Source organism: Streptomyces sp. NBC_01268 (genome assembly GCF_036240795.1).
GTDB lineage: Bacteria > Actinomycetota > Actinomycetes > Streptomycetales > Streptomycetaceae > Streptomyces.
Map to the genome: position 1 here is coordinate 8,035,644 of NZ_CP108454.1, position 16,736 is coordinate 8,052,379.

At 72.6% G+C, this 16,736-nt stretch carries 16 protein-coding genes; 10 read left to right on the forward strand and 6 right to left on the reverse strand.

The genetic code is table 11. The annotated features are described in order from the left end of the window. Nucleotides 1-95: 95 nt before the first annotated feature. Entirely contained in the window at nucleotides 96-758 is a 663-nt protein-coding gene (locus tag OG309_RS35995) for a HutD/Ves family protein (RefSeq protein WP_329427506.1), read from the forward strand. Between the two features lie 6 nt (nucleotides 759-764). Here the strand turns inward: OG309_RS35995 and OG309_RS36000 are convergent, their stop codons facing one another. Both OG309_RS36000 and OG309_RS36005 read right to left on the reverse strand, forming a co-directional pair. Further along, on the reverse strand, nucleotides 765-2,216 hold the full coding sequence (locus tag OG309_RS36000; RefSeq protein ID WP_329427508.1) for a purine-cytosine permease family protein: 1,452 nt from the start codon (nucleotides 2,214-2,216) through the stop codon (nucleotides 765-767). A 160-nt stretch (nucleotides 2,217-2,376) separates the two neighbouring features. Continuing rightward, nucleotides 2,377-2,763 carry an ArsR/SmtB family transcription factor gene (locus OG309_RS36005; protein ID WP_329427510.1) on the reverse strand — a complete coding sequence of 129 codons (387 nt, stop codon included), beginning with the start codon at nucleotides 2,761-2,763 and terminating at the stop codon, nucleotides 2,377-2,379. 93 nt (nucleotides 2,764-2,856) lie between these two features. Between OG309_RS36005 and OG309_RS36010 the strand changes: the two genes are divergently transcribed. Next, nucleotides 2,857-4,833, forward strand: coding sequence for a heavy metal translocating P-type ATPase (locus OG309_RS36010; RefSeq protein ID WP_329427511.1), 1,977 nt, complete (start codon nucleotides 2,857-2,859; stop codon nucleotides 4,831-4,833). Nucleotides 4,834-4,867: 34 nt separating this feature from the next. Here OG309_RS36010 and OG309_RS36015 read toward each other — a convergent pair whose 3' ends face one another. Together OG309_RS36015 and OG309_RS36020 are read right to left on the reverse strand one after the other, a co-directional pair. Then, entirely contained in the window at nucleotides 4,868-5,470 is a 603-nt protein-coding gene (locus OG309_RS36015; protein ID WP_329427513.1) for a DUF1700 domain-containing protein, read from the reverse strand. Next, nucleotides 5,467-5,841 (reverse strand): PadR family transcriptional regulator, encoded by a 375-nt coding sequence (locus OG309_RS36020; protein ID WP_329427515.1) that lies wholly within the window; start codon nucleotides 5,839-5,841, stop codon nucleotides 5,467-5,469. The genes OG309_RS36015 and OG309_RS36020 overlap by 4 nt, the downstream gene beginning before the upstream one ends. 308 nt (nucleotides 5,842-6,149) lie before the next feature. Between OG309_RS36020 and OG309_RS36025 the strand changes: the two genes are divergently transcribed. Further along, nucleotides 6,150-7,280, forward strand: coding sequence for an AraC family transcriptional regulator (locus OG309_RS36025; protein ID WP_329427516.1), 1,131 nt, complete (start codon nucleotides 6,150-6,152; stop codon nucleotides 7,278-7,280). Between the two features lie 115 nt (nucleotides 7,281-7,395). Next, nucleotides 7,396-8,928, forward strand: coding sequence for an alpha/beta hydrolase (locus tag OG309_RS36030; RefSeq protein ID WP_329427518.1), 1,533 nt, complete (start codon nucleotides 7,396-7,398; stop codon nucleotides 8,926-8,928). Between the two features lie 77 nt (nucleotides 8,929-9,005). Here OG309_RS36030 and OG309_RS36035 read toward each other — a convergent pair whose 3' ends face one another. After that, on the reverse strand, nucleotides 9,006-9,473 hold the full coding sequence (locus OG309_RS36035; RefSeq protein WP_329427520.1) for a MarR family winged helix-turn-helix transcriptional regulator: 468 nt from the start codon (nucleotides 9,471-9,473) through the stop codon (nucleotides 9,006-9,008). Between the two features lie 248 nt (nucleotides 9,474-9,721). On the opposite strand from OG309_RS36035, the gene OG309_RS36040 reads away from it, so the two are divergent. The 6 genes from OG309_RS36040 to OG309_RS36065 all read left to right on the forward strand — a co-directional run bounded on the left by OG309_RS36040 (nucleotide 9,722) and on the right by OG309_RS36065 (nucleotide 14,969). Beyond that, nucleotides 9,722-10,969 carry an MFS transporter gene (locus OG309_RS36040; protein WP_329427521.1) on the forward strand — a complete coding sequence of 416 codons (1,248 nt, stop codon included), beginning with the start codon at nucleotides 9,722-9,724 and terminating at the stop codon, nucleotides 10,967-10,969. Between the two features lie 76 nt (nucleotides 10,970-11,045). After that, a complete protein-coding gene (locus tag OG309_RS36045) occupies nucleotides 11,046-11,486 on the forward strand; it encodes a GlcG/HbpS family heme-binding protein (RefSeq protein ID WP_329427522.1) in 441 nt (146 codons plus the stop codon). Next, nucleotides 11,483-11,830, forward strand: a complete 348-nt coding sequence (locus OG309_RS36050; RefSeq protein ID WP_329427524.1) for a nuclear transport factor 2 family protein — start codon at nucleotides 11,483-11,485, stop codon at nucleotides 11,828-11,830. The genes OG309_RS36045 and OG309_RS36050 overlap by 4 nt, the downstream gene beginning before the upstream one ends. 17 nt (nucleotides 11,831-11,847) lie before the next feature. Further along, nucleotides 11,848-12,690 (forward strand): aldo/keto reductase, encoded by an 843-nt coding sequence (locus OG309_RS36055; protein WP_329427526.1) that lies wholly within the window; start codon nucleotides 11,848-11,850, stop codon nucleotides 12,688-12,690. A 101-nt stretch (nucleotides 12,691-12,791) separates the two neighbouring features. Further along, nucleotides 12,792-13,802, forward strand: coding sequence for an aldo/keto reductase (locus tag OG309_RS36060; protein ID WP_329427528.1), 1,011 nt, complete (start codon nucleotides 12,792-12,794; stop codon nucleotides 13,800-13,802). 129 nt (nucleotides 13,803-13,931) lie between these two features. Then, nucleotides 13,932-14,969, forward strand: coding sequence for a vWA domain-containing protein (locus OG309_RS36065; RefSeq protein WP_329427529.1), 1,038 nt, complete (start codon nucleotides 13,932-13,934; stop codon nucleotides 14,967-14,969). A gap of 381 nt (nucleotides 14,970-15,350) precedes the next feature. Here the strand turns inward: OG309_RS36065 and OG309_RS36070 are convergent, their stop codons facing one another. Continuing rightward, the gene (locus OG309_RS36070; protein ID WP_329427531.1) at nucleotides 15,351-16,613 is read right to left on the reverse strand and encodes a cytochrome P450 family protein; all 1,263 of its coding nucleotides are present in this window, start codon (nucleotides 16,611-16,613) and stop codon (nucleotides 15,351-15,353) included. Between the last annotated feature and the right edge of the window lie 123 nt (nucleotides 16,614-16,736).

Sequence of the window (16,736 nt, forward strand, 5' to 3'; positions counted from 1 at the left end):
GCCGCAACCCCCGGCCGCGACGGGAGCCCTGCCGCATCCCCCCTAGACTCCGTCGGTGATCCGCCCCGTACCGCCACCAGGCCAGGAGCCACCCGATGGACCCCACGGACCACACCGCTCGTACCGCGCACACCAGCCCTACCGGCCCCACCGGCCGCATCGACTCCTTCTTCGATGTCGAGACCCTGACCGCCGGCCGATGGCGCAACGGGGGTGGTGCGACGAGGGAGATCGTCGTGCGCCCGCCGGACGCGGAGGAGTTCGGGTGGCGGGCGAGCGTCGCGGACATCGACGCGGACGGCCCCTTCTCGGCGTTCCCGGGTGTCGACCGGACGCTGACGCTGCTGGCGGGCGAGGGCGTGCGCCTGGTCTGCCCGGGGGAGTTCGACCGCCTGTTGACGCGGGCGGGGGAGCCGTTCGCCTTCTCGGGGGACCTCGCGCTGGACGCCGAGCTGGCCGGTGGGCCCTGCCGGGTGCTCAACCTCATGGTGCGGCGGGGCCGTTGGACGGCCCGGGTGGAGCGGGTCTCCGATCCGGTCCTGCCGGGCCCGGGGCACGCGGGCCTGCTGTACGTCCTGCGGGGACGCTGGCGGACGGGTGCTGACGACGACGGGGGCGTCCTCGCGCCCGGCCAGGGCGTGTGGTGGGACGGGGCGGAGGACGGGCGAGGCGGCGGCGGGCCGAGCGAGGCGACCGCACCGCGACCGCTCTCGCCCGACGCCGCCGCCCTGTGGGCGGATGTCTCCCCGGCGGGATGACCGGGTTCAGCCGACCCGCGCCGCCCCCGCCCGGTCGCCGCTCCCGGCCGAGGCCGGGTGGATGGTCGCGGCGGGCGGGTCGGCGGTACGGCGCGCCCACGCCCAGTACAGGGCCGCGGTGACGACGAGTCCGACGATCCAGGAGATGTCGGCGCCGCCCAGCTCCTCGGTGAGGGCGCCGGTGTACAGCTTGGTGGCGAGGAACGGGACCTGCGCGGCGATGCCGACGGCGTAGCAGGTCAGCGCGGTGACGTTCCAGCGCCCGTAGCGGCCGGCGGGGTCGTACAGGGCGGGGATGTCGACGCGTTCGCGGGAGATCAGGTAGTAGTCGACCAGGTTGATCGCGCTCCACGGGGTGAAGACCATCAGGATCAGGAGCACGAAGTTCTTGAAGTTGGTGAGGAAGTCGGCGCTGGCGGCGAGCGCGATGACCACCGACAGCGCGGTGAAGCCGACGATGTACGCGGCGCGGGCGGCGGCCGAGATGCGGGAGCGGCCGTCGAAGGCGGTGACGGTGGTCAGGATCGACATGAAACCGCCGTACGCGTTCAGGCAGTTGACGGTGAGCTTGCCGACGACGACCACGAGGTAGATGAGGAACGCGAGCACCGCCGGACCGGCGAGGCGCCCGAGGAAGCCCACCTGGTCGGGCAGGAACGCGTCGCCCGCGACGGCGGCGGTGAGCGCGCCGAGGGTCATGGCCCACTGGGAGCCGATGACGGATCCGGCGAAGGTGGACCAGAAGGTGGCGCGGGTGCTGGTGTCGCGCGGCAGGTAGCGCGAGTAGTCGGCGACGTACGGGCCGAAGGTCAGCTGCCAGCCGGCGCCCAGGCCCACGGCGAGCAGGAACGTCGCCGTGTCGAAGCCCTTGGCGCCGACGTGCGCGCCGACGTCGTACTGCGTGAACAGCCGCACCAGCAGGTAGCCGAGGCCGAGCACGCCGACGACGGTGGCGATGCGCCCGGCGAGGTGGATGAGCCGGTAGCCGGCGACGGCGACCACGGCGGTCAGCGCGCCGAAGAGGAGGATGCCGACCTGCGTGTTGTCGATGTGCAGCAGCTCGGAGACCGCCTGGCCGGCGAGCACGCTGCCGGTGGCGGCGAACCCGAGGTACATCAGGATCACCAGGAGCAGCGGCAGGACGGCGCCGTAGACACCGAACTGCGCCCGGCTGGACACCATCTGCGGTACCCCGAGCCGCGGCCCCTGCGCGGAGTGCAGGGCCATGACGATGCCGCCGAGCACGTTGCCGATCAGCAGGGCGGGTATCGCCCACAGCGCGTCGGCCCCGAAGACGACCGCCAGGGCGCCGTCGACGATCGCGGTGATCTGCATGTTGGCGCCGAACCACAACGTGAACTGGCTGCGCGGCGTCCCGTGCCGCTCGGCGTCCGGGATGACCTCGATGGTCCGTCGCTCCATCGCGATCCGTTCCCCGGAGGCATGCTCGACCGGCATGGTGATGTCCCCTTCCGCAGCGATTCCGGCGCAGCGCGAAGCGGCGCCGGTGTTGACCCAGGTGGTGCTGCGCCGAATCTGGCATAGGGGTGAACAGACATCAAGACTCTGAATGGAATCTTTCAGTGGCAGTCGGGGGTGCGCCGCCGGTGCGCCGCGCTCACTCGGCGGTCGCCGTCCCCCGTCGCCCGGCCGGGACGTCGCGGACGCCGAGGCGGAGGTGTTCGACGTGGTAGAGCGCCTGGTCGAGGAGTTCGGCGACGTGGTTGTCGTAGAGCGCGTAGATGATCGACCGGCCGCGCCGCTCGCCGGTGACCAGGCCGAGGTTGCGCAGCAGGCGCAGCTGATGGGAGCAGGCGGAGGCTTCCATGCCGACCGCGTCGGCGAGCTCGCCGACGGAGCAGGCGCCTTCCTGGAGGCGGGCGAGGATGTGCAGCCGCGAAGGTGTGGCCAGGGCCTGGAGGGTGGCGGCGACGTCGGACGCGCCGACGGCGTCGAGCCGTTCGCGGGTGGTGGCGTTGCTGCGGCTGTCCGTTCCGTGACCCATGACCCCATCATACGGATGACATATGAAGACCTATTCATGTGTTCCTGTATGGTGAAACCGTTGCTCCAACCGCCCGTGAAGGGTCCCTTCGCCATGTCTTCCGCTCTGGACCGGCGGCCCTCGCCGCCCCTGTCCCGGCTCCGCGCGGCGGCGCCTCGGCGCCGGACGCGCCTGCTGGCGCTCCCGGAGGCCCGCTGGGCACTCGCGGCCCTGGCGCTGTTCCTCCTCGCCCTGCCCCTGTACCTGCTCGACGGCCCCGCCTGGCTGTGGGGACCGCTGTTCGCCGCGACCTACGTCACCGGCGGCTGGGAGCCCGGGTGGGAGGGACTGCGGGCCCTCAAGGGCAGGACCCTGGACGTGGATCTGCTCATGGTCGTCGCGGCGCTCGGTGCCGCCGCGATCGGCCAGGTCCTCGACGGCGCCCTGCTGATCGTCATCTTCGCGACCTCCGGCGCCCTGGAAGCCGTCGCCACCGCCCGCACCGCGGACTCCGTACGGGGCCTGCTCGACCTCGCACCGGCCACCGCGAGCCGCCTTCTGCCCGACGGTACGGAGGAGACGGTCGACGCCCGGGCCCTCGCCGTCGGGGACACCGTCCTCGTGCGCCCGGGAGACCGGGTGGGAGCCGACGGCCGGGTGACCGGCGGCACCAGCGACGTCGACCAGGCCACCATCACCGGCGAACCGCTTCCGGTGACCAAGCGGGTGGGCGACGAGGTGTTCGCCGGCACCGTGAACGGCACGGGCGCCCTGCGCGTACGGGTGGAGCGGGACCCGTCGGACTCGGTGATCGCGCGCATCGTGAAGATGGTGGAGGAAGCCTCCGGGACCAAGGCGCCCACGCAACTGTTCATCGAGAAGGTCGAGCAGCGGTACTCGATCGGCATGGTCCTCGCGACCCTCGCCGTCTTCGTGGTCCCCCTGGCGTTCGGCGACGGCCTCCGGCCGGCGCTGCTGCGGGCCATGACCTTCATGATCGTCGCCTCGCCGTGCGCGGTGGTGCTCTCCACCATGCCGCCGCTGCTCTCCGCGATCGCCAACGCCGGTCGCCGGGGCGTGCTGGCCAAGTCGGCCGTCGTCATGGAACGCCTGGGCGAGATCGACACGGTCGCGCTGGACAAGACCGGCACCCTGACGGAAGGCACCCCCCGGGTCACCGACATCCGTCCCCTGCCCGGCACCGGCGTGGACGACGTCACCCTCCTCGCCCTGGCGGCGTCCGCCGAGCATCCCAGCGAGCACCCCCTGGCCCGCGCCGTCGTCGACGCCGCCCGCGAGCGCCGCCTGCCCCTGTCCGCCGCCGCGGACTTCTCCTCGGCCCCCGGCGAAGGCGTCACGGCCACCGTCGGCGGTCACGCCGTCCGGGTCGGATCGCCCTCCCGGCTGCCGGCCGGTACGGGGCGCGCCGGCCACCTCCACCAGGCGGTGGTGGCCGAGCTGGAGGAATCCGGGCGGACCGCCGTGACCGTCGTGCGGGACCGCGCCGTCGTGGGCGTCCTGGGCATCGCCGACCGGCTGCGGCCCGACGCCCGGGCCACCGTCACGGCGCTCACCGAACTGACCGGCCGCGCCCCCGTCCTCCTCACCGGCGACAACGAGCGCGCCGCGCGGCACCTGGCCGCCGAGGTGGGCATCACCGACGTACGCGCCGGGCTCCTGCCCCAGGACAAGGCCGCGGCCGTCAAGGAGTGGGAGGCGGAGGGCCGTCGGGTACTCGTCGTCGGCGACGGCGTCAACGACGCCCCCGCGCTGGCCGCCGCCCACTGCGGCATCGCGATGGGCAGGGCGGGCTCCGACCTCGCACTGCGGACCGCCGACGCCATCGTCGTCCGCGACGAACTCGCCACCGTCCCCGCCGTCGTCCGGCTCTCCCGCAGAGCACGCCGCCTGGTGATCCAGAACCTGGCCATCGCCGGGACCTTCCTCACCGTCCTGGTCGCCTGGGACCTCCTCGGCACGCTCCCGTTGCCGCTGGGCGTCGCCGGGCACGAAGGCTCCACGGTCATCGTCGGCCTCAACGGCCTGCGCCTGCTGCGCGAGGCGGCCTGGCCCGTACGCGCCCCGCGGTAGCCGTTCTCGGCGCGGAAGTCCGCTCAACTCGCCCTCAGGCGCGACGAACCCGCCAGAGCCAGGCCGCAGTGCCTGCCATCACGGCGAGCATCCCGAGGTTGGCGAGAAGGGTCGGGGTGCCGGCCGCCGGGCCGCCGCCGGACAGGTTCGAGGTGGCGATGGCCACGCTCGGCAGGACGGCGGTGAGCAGGACTCCGGTGGTCTTCTGGACGCCGGTCCAGTGCACCGACGTGCACAGCAGCACGGCGCCGACGACACGGAACAGGACGCCGAACAGCGGGCCGGGCAGGTCGGGGAAGACCATGATGAAGGGCAGCGAGAGGGTGAGCATGAGGAGCGGCACCAGGGGATGCACCTTGCCGCGCCGGGCGGACTGTGCTTGCGCACCACCCCGGGCCGGGACCCCGGCGGCCGCCCTGACGCCCGCCTCGGACAGGGCCGTCGCCGCGATCGTACGAGGGTCCCCGAGTGCCGCCAGGACCTCGGCGACCGAGGCGTCGGGGCGCTCGGCGCGCGTCACCTCGATGTGTTCGGCGAGGTCGGCGAGGAGTTCCTGGCGCCGGTCGGCGGGGAGCGTGGAGGCCTCGCGCTCGACGGCGGCGAGGTAGTCGTGTACGGGGTCGGCAGAGGTCTTCATGCGGGGTCTCCGGTGAGGTCGTTCGGGGTGGCGAGGAAGGCGTCCACGGCGTTGCGGAAGCCGGGCCAGACGCGGGTGAACTCGTCGAGCGCGGCCCGGCCGCTGTCGGTGAGCGCGTAGTAGCGGCGGGGCGGACCGGACTCGGACTCCTGCCAGGTGGTGCTGACCAGGTCGTCGCGGCGGAGCCGGGAGAGCAGTGGATAGACCGTGCCCTGGCCGGTGGCGAGGGCGCCGGACTCCTCCAGGGCGCGCAGGAGCTCGACGCCGTAGCGGGGGCGGTCCCGCATCAGGGCGAGGACGCAGTACTCCAAGACACCCTTGCGCAGCTGGGCGGCTGCCCGGGCCTGCTTGGTCGAATCACCTGGTTCCATGCAATGCAAGATACCTGGTGGGGCAAGAGGCAGGGAGGGGAGGGGGCGCCGGGGAGTGAGGCCGGGCGCGCAAGCGGCTCGCCCGGTCCGTGGCTCCGCCCCACTGCGCGGCTCATGGCTCCGCGCCACGGCGCGGCTCATGGCTCCGCGCCACGGCTCGCATGGCTCCGCGTGACTCCGCGTGACTCCGCGTGACTCCGCATGGCTCCGCCCCGTCGTTCCGCCCCATCGGGAAGCGCCTCGCGCGGTAGCCTCCCCGGTGACCAGGAAGATCACCGGACGCTCGGCACGAGAGCAGGGATGAAACCTTGAAGTGCACGCGACACGGCCGCCGTCCCCCCGCGCCGCTCCCGGCAGCGCACACCCACCCCGGAACGAAGCCCGCGTTCTTCACCCGGCTGATGCTGCACGGCGCCTCGCTCCTGGGCATCCGGGAGAGGGCGGGCATCGATCTCCTGGGTCTGGCGCCTGAGCACCTGACCGGCGACCGGTACCGCACGCCCTCCGCCGCGAACGGGCGGATCTGGGAGCTGATGACGACCAAGGCCCCCTGGGTCGACGTCGCCGCGGTCATGACGCAGCAGTCGGCGCTCGGGCAACTCGGCCCCTGGGACTACCTCGTCGCCTCGGCGGCGACGCCGCTCGAAGGCATCCAGGACGCCGCCCACTACCTGGCCGCCGCCGGCGACGTCCGCAGCCACACCCTCCTCGTCGACGACGACGGACAGGAGGTCACCATCCGCCACCTGAACGACGCGGACCTGAGCCACGAAGCCGCCAACGCCGTCCGGGCGTACATCCTCGGCGTGGTCTCGCGACGCCTGAGCGAAGCGCGACAGCTGTCGATCGCTCCGGTCCGCGTCGCCCTGGCCGCGCGGGCGCCGCAGCGCCACGACACCCTGACCGAGCTCTTCGGCACCCGCGCCGTCGACTTCGAGCAGCAGGTCAGCTCGCTCACGTTCCGAACCGCCGACCTGAGAGTGCCGAGCCCCTACGCCCAACCAGGCCTGTCGACCGTCCTCCGCCAGAACACCGAACTCGCCCTCGCCCGCGCCATTCCACTGCACGACTGGCTGGATCTCTTCCGTACCGTCCTCAAGGCCGCCATCGAGGGTGACGGCCACGGCATCACCCTCGCCGCGGCGGCGCGACGGATGACGCTCAGCAGTCGCACCCTCCAGCGTCGCCTCGAAGAACACGACACGACCTGGCGGGCCGAACTCGAAACCGCCCGCTGCGCACACGTCACCCGCCTGCTCGCCACCACGGACGAGACCACCGGCTCGATAGCCGCCCGCACGGGGTACGCCGACGCCCGAACCCTCCGCCGCGCCGTCAGCCGCTGGACCGGCCACACCCCCAGCGAACTCCGCCGGAACCTCCCGCCCGCCACCGCTCCCCAGCGGGCTCCGGCCACGGCCGCGATTCCCCGAGCGTAGGCAGTGCGGTGTCACGGATCCGCCCCAGTGGCACGGGCGGTGGAGCTGACCCCACCCCCGCCTCGGGGGTCGGCACCCGTGTGCCGGCACACGGGCCGCACCTAGCGTCCTCCGTATGAAACGACCTCATATCGCCCTACTGGGCGCCGGGTTAGCCCTGACCTTCACCTTCGCGGGCGTCGCCGCGGCCGAGGCGGCGACCGGAGCCCTCCCGCCGACACCCCAACCCCGCTGGGGCAGCTGCGTCCTGGGGCCCGACGACCGCGAAGGCCAGGAGCTCGCGGCCGCCGGGGCCGAGTGCGCCGGAGTCACCGTCCCGCTCGACTACCGGCGGCCTCAGGGGCGCACGCTCACCATCGCGATCTCGCGGATCAAGGCCACGGACCGCGCGCACCGGATCGGGGCGCTGCTGCTCAACGACGGGGGACCCGGCGGGCCGACGATCGGCGCGCCGCCGCGTGTGCGCGACGCCCTGAAGGACGTCGCCAAGCGGTACGACATCATCGGCATGGACCCGCGGTTCGTCGGCCGGAGCAATCCGCTGGACTGCGCGTGGCCGGTCAGCAGCGGGATCTCGGGGGCGGGGAACAGCCGGGCCGCCTTCGACCGGCAGGTGGCGTTGAACAAGGACCTGGCCGCCAGATGCCGGGCGAGCGCCGGTGACCTCCTCCCGTACGCGAGCACCCGGAACACCGCGCGGGACATGGACGTCATCCGGGGCGCGCTTGGGGAGCGGAAGCTCAACTACCTGGGCGTCTCCTACGGCACGTACCTCGGCACGGTCTACGGCCAGATGTTCCCCGGCCGCACCGGCAGGATGGTGCTCGACGGGGCCCTCGACCCGCACGCCTACGGGCCGACGATGCTGCCGGCGCTGATCGGGCCGAGCGAGCACGCGCTGAGCGACTGGGCGGACTGGGCGGCGGCCCGCGACAGCACCTACGGGCTGGGCGGGACCGGTGCGCAGGTGCTCGCCGTCGTCCGGGGTGTCGCCGAGGCGGCCGGGCGGGCGCCGCTGACCCTCGGGGAGGGCGCGGACACCTTCCGGCTCGACGACACCCAGGTGCCGTTCCTGCTGTTCGGGCCTCTCATGGACGACGGCGACGAGAACCGCGGGTTCCTGGCCGACGCGGTGAAGGCGCTGAGGACCGCGGCGGACGGGCGGCCGACCGGTCCGCTGTCGGCGGGCCTCGTGGGGCTGCTGCGGCACTCCTTCACCGACGTGGACTCGGCGTCGGCGAGCGCCCAGATGGCGATCCTCTGCGCGGACGGGTCCGCGCCCCGTGACCCCGAGGTGTACTGGCGGGCCATCGAGGCGAGCCGCGCCGCGCACCCCGTCTTCGGGCCCGCGTTGAACAACCTGAACCCCTGCGCGTTCTGGGAGCGCCCGCGCGAACGGCGCACCGAGGTCCGCCACGACGTCCCCGCCCTGATCGTCTCGGCGACGGGCGACCCCCGCACCCCGTACCCGGGTGCCGTCGCCCTGCACGGGCTGCTCCCCAGCTCACGTCTGGTGACGCTCGAAGGCGTCAACAGCCATGGCCTGTACGGGTTCTACGGCAACGCCTGCGTCGACGAGTCCGTGAACGCGTACCTGGGCACCGGCCGGCTGCCGCAGGAGGACGTCACCTGCGCCAAGCAGCGCTGACCGGTCGGCCGGAACCGCGCTCCCGGCCCGGCCCGTGCTGCGCGGGGGAGAGGAGCCGCTGACGCAGGGGCCTGCCGTCAGCGGACGGGGACCGGCTCCGCCGCGGCCTCCACCGCCGCGACCAGCGAGGTGAGCTCCGGGTTCTGCGCCGCTTCGCCGAGCGCCGCCCGAAGGGCCGCCTCGTTGGTCGGCCGGGCCTCGTCGAGGAGCGCCAGACCGGACTCGGTGACATCGGTGTAGATGCCGCGGCGGTCGGTGGGGCAGAGGTAGCGGGAGAGCAGGCCGCGGTCCTCCAGGCGGGAGACCAGGCGGGTGGTGGCGCTCTGGCTGAGCACGACGGCGTCGGCGACCTGCTTCATCTGCAGGTGACCGCCCTCGCCGTCGTGCTGGCGGCTGAGCACGTCGAGGAGCGAGTACTCGCGCACGCTGAGGTCGTGCCCGCTCTGGAGGGCGCGCTCGATCCGCGTCTCGATCTTGCCGTGCAGGAGGGAGAGCGCGCCCCATCCGCTGGCGAGGGCGGTGAGGGCGGGGTCCGTGGCGGTCATGGCTCCGTGTCTCCTTCCAGGGGACCGGACCCAGGATACGCGCGGAGGAAATTACCGGCCAGGGCCCATAGGCAGCTGCTGCAAGCAGGGAACCGGTGTGGGGCGGGTGTCGGAGCCCCTGGAAACCGGGGGCGCACGACCCGGGTCGCACCGGACGAGGGCTGGCGGCGTTTGCGCATATAGCGCGTGTGCAAGTATTGTCTAAGCGTCTAAGGAGCTTGCTCAAGTAATCGTAGAAGGTCGAGTCCATGCCCCTCGCACTCCTCGCCCTGGCCATCGGGGCCTTCGGTATCGGCACCACCGAGTTCGTGATCATGGGGGTGCTGCCCCAGGTCGCCGACGACTTCGGTGTCTCCATCCCCACCGCCGGTCTGCTGGTCACCGGATACGCGCTCGGCGTCGTCATCGGCGCGCCGGTGCTCACCGTCCTCGGGAACAAGGTGAGCCGCAAGCGGATGCTCATGCTGCTCATGGGCCTGTTCGTGGTCGGGAACGCGGTCTCCGCGCTCGCCCCGAACTTCGGACTGATGCTCACCGGCCGCGTGATCGCCTCCCTCGCGCACGGCTCGTTCTTCGGCATCGGGTCCGTCGTCGCGGCGGAGCTCGTCGCCCCGCACAAGAAGGCCGGCGCCATCGCCACCATGTTCACCGGCCTGACCGTCGCCAACATCGTCGGCGTGCCGCTCGGCACCTTCATCGGGCAGGCCGTCGGCTGGCGCGTGACCTTCGCAATCGTCGCCGCGCTCGGTGTGGTCGGTCTGCTCGGCATCGCCAAGCTGGTGCCCGCCATGCCCCGCCCCGAGGGCGCCCGCCTGCGCCGCGAGCTGACCGCGTTCCGCAACCCGCAGGTCCTGCTCGCCATGGCGATGACCGTGCTCGGCTTCGGCGGCGTCTTCGCCGCGATCACCTACATCGCGCCGATGATGACCGAGGTCGCCGGCTACTCCGAGGGTGCCGTCACCTGGCTGCTCGTCCTCTTCGGTGCCGGCATGTTCGCCGGCAACCTGCTCGGCGGCCGGTTCGCCGACCGTGCGCTGATGCCCTTGCTCTACACCACCCTCGGCGGGCTCGCGGTCGTGCTGGCGCTGTTCACCGTCCTCGCCCACGACAAGATCCTCGCCGCCGTCGCCATCCTCCTCGTCGGAGCGCTCGGCTTCGCCACGGTGCCGCCGCTGCAGAAGCGCGTCCTCGACCAGGCCCACGGCGCGCCGACCCTGGCCTCCGCCGTCAACATCGGCGCCTTCAACCTCGGCAACGCGCTCGCCGCCTGGCTCGGCGGCATCGTCATCGCCGCCGGCTTCGGCTACACGGCCCCGAACTGGGTCGGCGCCGCCCTCGCCGCCGCCGCTCTCGGCCTCGCCTTCTGGTCCGCCGCCCTGGAGCGCCGCACCCGCGCGGCCGCACCGGCCGGGACCGCAACGGACGGGGCCGCGCCGTCCGGGACCGCATCGGCGGCGACGGTCGGCACCCCCGCCCGGACGCCCGTGCACCACTGACCCCCTCCCACCTCACCTGCCCCCCCGCCTCACCTCCCCCCCCCGCGACTCGCACGTACCCCCCAGGAGAAGCACCATGAGCACCACCGCCACTGCCCTCCCCACCTCCGTCACCCCGCTGAGCACCACCGAAGCGGAGGCCCTCATCTCCTCCGCTCGCCGGGCCGCCGAGGCGGCCGGGGTCTCCGTCAGCGTCACGGTCCTGGACGCCGGCGGGCACCTGCTCGCCTTCCGCCGCGACGACCGGGCCGTGCTGATCTCGGGCGAGACCAGCACGCGCAAGGCGTACACCGCCCTCCAGCTCGACGCCCCCACGGCCGACCTGGTCGACCTGGTCAAGCCGGACGGGCCGTTCCACTCGCTGCCCACCGCGCTCGACCGCCCGCTGCTCTTCATCGCCGGCGGCATCCCCGTCCACCGTGACGGGCGCCTGATCGGTGCGATCGGCGTCGGCGGCGGTGCGCCCGAGCAGGACCACGGCTTCGCCACCACCGCGCTGCAGGAGCTCTCCCGATGACCCGCACCCCGCGAGAGGTCTTCGCCGACCACGGCGAGCGCCTCGGCACCGGAGACCTCGACCTCATCAGCCTCAACTACACCGAGGACGCCGTCTTCATCACCCCCGAAGGCGTCCTGACCGGGCGCGCGGGCGTACGCGAAGGCATCGGCCGGCTGCTGGCCGACCTGCCCGACGCCGCGTGGCGACCGAGCCCGCAGTTCGCCGGAGACGTCCTGTTCCTCCAGTGGACCGCCATCAGCACCGCCCACGAGGTCCTCGACGGTGTCGACACCTTCGTCTTCAGGGACGGGCTCATCAGCTCCCAGACCGTCCGCTACACCCTCACCCCGCGCACCAAGTGAAGGAAGAACCCCGCACCATGGCCCCCTCCGCCGCCCCCGCAGCCGTCCCCACCGTCACGCTGAACAACGGCGTCGAGATCCCCCAGCTCGGCTTCGGCGTCTTCCAGGTCCCCGACGACGAGACCGCCGCCGCCGTCACCACCGCACTGGAGACCGGGTACCGCAGCATAGACACCGCCGCTGTCTACGGAAACGAGACCGGCGTCGGGCGCGCACTGGCCGCCTCCGGCCTGCCCCGCGAGGACCTGTTCGTCACCACCAAGCTGTGGAACGCCGATCAGGGGTACGACGCCACGCTCCGCGCGTTCGACGCCGGCCTCGCGAAGCTGGGCCTCGATCACGTCGACCTCTACCTGATCCACTGGCCCACTCCGGCCCGCGACCTGTACCGCGACTCCTGGCGCGCACTGGAGCGCCTCGCCGAGGAAGGCCGCATCCGTGCGGCCGGCGTCTCCAACTTCCAGCCCGCCCACCTCGCCCGCCTGATGGACGGCGCGAAGCTGACCCCCGCCGTCAACCAGATCGAGCTGCACCCCGGCCTGCAGCAGGCGGAGCTGCGCGCCTTCCACGCCGGGCACGGCATCGCCACCGAGGCGTGGAGCCCGCTCGCCCAGGGGGCCGTCCTGAACGACGCCGTCGTCGGCGAGCTGGCGGCCCGGTACGGCAAGTCCCCGGCGCAGATCGTCCTGCGCTGGCACCTGCAGCTCGGCAACATCGTCATCCCCAAGTCGGTCACCCCGGCCCGGATCCGCGAGAACTTCGCGGTCTTCGACTTCGCGCTCACGGCCGAGGACGTGCAGGCCATGACCGCACTCGACCGCGGCCTCCGCACGGGCCCGCACCCCGACGAGCTCAACTGAGCCGCAGCTCCCCGCACCCCCCGAGGGGCTCCGTGCCGGGCCGGTCGTCACCGATCCTCCCGACTCACTCCACCTCCACGCATCCACACGAAGGCACAGTCATGTCGCTCAAGGAAATCCTTCCCGGCCGTCTCGGCTTCGGCACCGCCCCGCTCGGCAACATGTTCCGCGCGATCCCCGACGAGGAGGCCCGCGCCACCGTCGTGGCCGCCTGGGACCACGGCATCCGCGTCTACGACACGGCCCCCTTCTACGGCGCCGGACTGGCCGAGACCCGCCTCGGCGAGGTCCTCGCCGCCAAGCCGCGCGACGCCTACGTCCTGTCCACCAAGGTCGGCCGGGTCATCCTCGACGAGCCCGAGACGGCCGCCCGCGACCTGGGGGAGAAGGGCGGACTGTTCGAGCACGGCAACCCCCACAAGATGGTCCACGAGTGGACCGCCGAGGCCACCGAGCGCTCCATCGAGGACAGCCTGAAGCGCCTCGGCACCGACCGTCTCGACATCGTCTGGGTCCACGACATCGCCCAGGACTTCCACGGCGACCTGTGGCTGCAGAAGTACGAGGAGGCCCGCACCGGCGCCTTCCGCGTCCTGTCCCGGCTGCGCGACGAAGGCGTGATCAAGGCCTGGGGCCTCGGCGTCAACCGCACCGAGCCCATCGAGCTCACCCTCGCCCTCGACGAGCCCCGCCCCGACGGCTTCCTCCTCGCCGGCCGCTACACCCTCCTCGACCACGAGCACGCCCTCCAGCGCCTGCTCCCCATGGCGCAGGAGCAGGGCGTCGACATGGTCGTCGGCGGCCCGTACAGCTCCGGCATCCTCGCCGGCGGCACCCACTTCGAATACCAGCAGGCCCCGGCCGGGATCATCGAGCGCGTCGGGAAGCTGAAGGCGCTCGCCGAGAAGCACGGTGTCGGCATCAAGGCCGCCGCGCTGCAGTTCTCCCTCGCCCACCCGGCCGCCGCCGCGGTGATCCCCGGCGCCACCCGCCCCAGCCGGATCGCCGAGGACACCGCGGCCCTCAGCGAGACCGTCCCCGCCGCGTTCTGGACGGATCTGCGTGCCGCGGCACTCGTCAGCCCGTCCGCCCCCCTCCCGCACGACGCCTGACCCGTCACGCATCCGGCCCGCAGGACCTGCATCCACCAGGCCTCATCGCACAACTGATCGATTGTCAGTGGTGGGTGAGACGGTAGGTACATCGATCCGAACGAGGGATCCGAACGAGGGGGATACGTCATGTCCGGGACCCAGAACTACATCAACCACGTCGCACTCGTGCTGGACGCCAGCTCGTCCATGTCGCGCCTGCGGAACAAGGTCATCGAGGTCGCCGACCAGCAGATCGCGTACCTCGCGCGGCGGTCGAGGGAGCTGGACCAGGAGACCCGGGTCACGGTGTACGTCTTCGCCGACAAGGTGGAGTGCGTCATCTACGACAAGGACGTGCTGCGGATGCCGTCGCTGAAGCAGCTGTACCGGGTCGGCGGGATGACCGCACTGTTGGCGGCGGCACTGAAGTCCCAGCGGGAGCTGGCCCAGACGGCGCAGCTGTACGGCGACCACAGCTTCCTGACCTTCGTCCTGACCGACGGCCAGGAGAACGCGAGCCACCGCTCCCCGGACGCACCGGCGAAGGATCCCCGCGCGCTCGTCGCGGCCGTGGCCGAGATGATCGAGTCGCAGCAGGACAACTGGACGCTCGCGGTCCTGGTCCCCGACCAGATGGGCAAGCGCGAGGCCACGCAGTGCGGATTCCCGAAGGACAACATCGCCATCTGGGACGCCACGAGCACGCAGGGCCTGGAAGAGGCCGGGCAGGTCATCCAGGAGGCCACCGAGAAGTTCATGGTGGGCCGTACGAAGGGCATCCGGGGATCCCGGTCCGTGTTCTCTGCGGGCGCGGCGGTCAGCAAGCAGAGCATCGAGGCGGCCGGCCTCACCCCGGCGAACCCGTCGACGTTCGAGCTGATCCCGGTGGCCCGTGACGCGGCGATCCGGGAGTGGGTCGTCGAGAGCGGACACACCTACCGGACCGGCTGCGCCTACTACCAGCTGAGCAAGTCCGAGCGGATCCAGGCCCGCAAGCAGATCGCGGTCCTGGAGAAGAAGACGGACCGGGTGTACACGGGCCCGCAGGCGCGTGCCCTGCTCGGCCTGCCGGACGACGAGGTCCGCGTGAAGCCGGACCACAACGACGAGTTCACGATCTTCGTGCAGAGCACCAGCGTGAACCGGAAGCTGGTCGCGCAGACGCGGCTCCTGGTGATGGTCTGACGCCACCGCCGCAGCCCTTCGACCGGCGAGCCCCGCCGGCCGAAGGGCCACTTCGCGGCCACCGCCACACGGACGGACCGCGAGACCTCCGCGCCGCCCGTCGGCGGGAGCCGACGCGAAGGGAGCTCCGGCATGGCGTCCACCGTTCCGCCGCCGTGCCACGGTGCCGGGTGGGCGTGCCGTAGGCCGCCCGGATCACGGTGGAGCCTCCTGTCGTGTGCTGGAGGTGGCGACGCACGGCCACCCCCTCAGGAAACCTACGGCCGATCGTGTGCCGAACCAGGTGGAACCGGGGAAAGTTGGCGACCAGGCGCCACTCGTGACACTTTTCCCGCCGAAGTCGGCCTCGGCGCCAGGTGGGTTGCTCGGCCGGACGGCAGGTCAGGCGGGTACGGCGCCCACGGGGCGGACCGGGAGTGCTTCGACGCTGTTGCCGATGAAACTGCGCTGGTGGGGCAGTTCTGCTTCGGGGACGGCGAGGTCGAGGCCGGGGAAGCGGCTGAAGAGCCGCTCCAGGGCGATGGTGGCCTGGAGGCGGGCGAGCGGCGCGCCCACGCAGTAGTGAAGGCCGTGGCCGAAGGAGAGGTGCCGGGCCGCACCGGGCCGGGTGATGTCGAAGCGGTCGGCGTCGGGGCCGTGGAAGGCCGCGTCACGCCCGGCGGCGGTGTAGGCGGCGAGGACGGGCGTGCCCTGAGGGATCACGGTGCCGCCGAGAGCCAGGTCGCGGGTCGGGTAGCGGAACGGGAACCAGCTGACGGGACCGTCCCAGCGCAGCGTCTCGTCCACCACGTCCGACCACGTGGCCTTCCCGTCCAGGACCAGCGCCAGCTGGTCACGATGGGTGCACAGCGCCCGTACCGCGTTGCTGATCAGGTTGAGGGTGGTCTCATGGCCGGCGACGAGCATCAGGCGCATCATGCCGATGAGTTCGGCCTCGCTCAGCCGGTCGTCGCCGTCCTCGCGGGCGGCTATCAGCGCGCTGGTGAGGTCGTCGCCGGGATCGGCCCGACGGGCGGCCGCGATCGTCCCGAGCAGGTCGACGAGCTCGCGCACCGCGGCCATCACCTCGGCCGGAGTGGTGTCGGTGGCGATGATCACCGTGTAGGTGAGGTCGTGCAGCCGGCCCCGGTGCTCGGCGTCCACGCCGAGCAGTTCGCAGATGACGCTCATCGGGAGCGGCAGCGCGAAGTGGGTCCGCAGGTCCGCGACACCGTCCGGGTCCTCTGCGGCGGCCCGCCCGAGGTCGTCGAGGAAGCCGGCCGTCAGCTCCTCGATCCGCGGCCGCAGCCGCTCCACCTGGCGGGCGGTGAAGGCGTTGCCGACGAGGGACCGCAGCCGACGGTGGTCGGTGCCGTCGGCGGTGTGCATGCCCTGAGCGTCGGCGAAGACCCGCAGCGGCCAGTTCGCGGGGATCGTGCCGTCGCTCAGGGCCGGGCAGTGACGCGAGTCCTTGGCGACATCGGGGTGGGAGAGGAACTCCTTGAGCGCGTCGTGCCCCAGGACGACCGCGGCGGGCACCCCGCCGGGCAGGACGATGTCCGCGACGGGCCCCCGGGCCCGCAGGTCGGCGTTCAGGGCGTGCGGGCAGCCGCCGGCGGGGTCGACGACGTGCGCGGATGCGGGAGCGGGGGAAGGGGAGGACAAGCCGGGACTCCTGACCGTATGGACGAAATTTCGGCCAACAGTGGGGCCTCGGGGGCGGGTTGCACAACTCCGCGTCGCTCGGAGGCCGGCCGGACGGGAGCGGGCCCCGGGCGGGCACGCGGC

Bases quoted from the DNA above. Each gene is read 5' to 3' on its own strand.
- OG309_RS35995 (WP_329427506.1), top strand. From the start codon at position 96: ATGGACCCCACGGACCACACCGCTCGTACCGCGCACACCAGCCCTACC.
- OG309_RS36000 (WP_329427508.1), bottom strand. From the start codon at position 2,216: ATGCCGGTCGAGCATGCCTCCGGGGAACGGATCGCGATGGAGCGACGG.
- OG309_RS36005 (WP_329427510.1), bottom strand. From the start codon at position 2,763: ATGGGTCACGGAACGGACAGCCGCAGCAACGCCACCACCCGCGAACGG.
- OG309_RS36010 (WP_329427511.1), top strand. From the start codon at position 2,857: ATGTCTTCCGCTCTGGACCGGCGGCCCTCGCCGCCCCTGTCCCGGCTC.
- OG309_RS36015 (WP_329427513.1), bottom strand. From the start codon at position 5,470: ATGAAGACCTCTGCCGACCCCGTACACGACTACCTCGCCGCCGTCGAG.
- OG309_RS36020 (WP_329427515.1), bottom strand. From the start codon at position 5,841: ATGGAACCAGGTGATTCGACCAAGCAGGCCCGGGCAGCCGCCCAGCTG.
- OG309_RS36030 (WP_329427518.1), top strand. From the start codon at position 7,396: ATGAAACGACCTCATATCGCCCTACTGGGCGCCGGGTTAGCCCTGACC.
- OG309_RS36035 (WP_329427520.1), bottom strand. From the start codon at position 9,473: ATGACCGCCACGGACCCCGCCCTCACCGCCCTCGCCAGCGGATGGGGC.
- OG309_RS36040 (WP_329427521.1), top strand. From the start codon at position 9,722: ATGCCCCTCGCACTCCTCGCCCTGGCCATCGGGGCCTTCGGTATCGGC.
- OG309_RS36045 (WP_329427522.1), top strand. From the start codon at position 11,046: ATGAGCACCACCGCCACTGCCCTCCCCACCTCCGTCACCCCGCTGAGC.
- OG309_RS36050 (WP_329427524.1), top strand. From the start codon at position 11,483: ATGACCCGCACCCCGCGAGAGGTCTTCGCCGACCACGGCGAGCGCCTC.
- OG309_RS36055 (WP_329427526.1), top strand. From the start codon at position 11,848: ATGGCCCCCTCCGCCGCCCCCGCAGCCGTCCCCACCGTCACGCTGAAC.
- OG309_RS36060 (WP_329427528.1), top strand. From the start codon at position 12,792: ATGTCGCTCAAGGAAATCCTTCCCGGCCGTCTCGGCTTCGGCACCGCC.
- OG309_RS36065 (WP_329427529.1), top strand. From the start codon at position 13,932: ATGTCCGGGACCCAGAACTACATCAACCACGTCGCACTCGTGCTGGAC.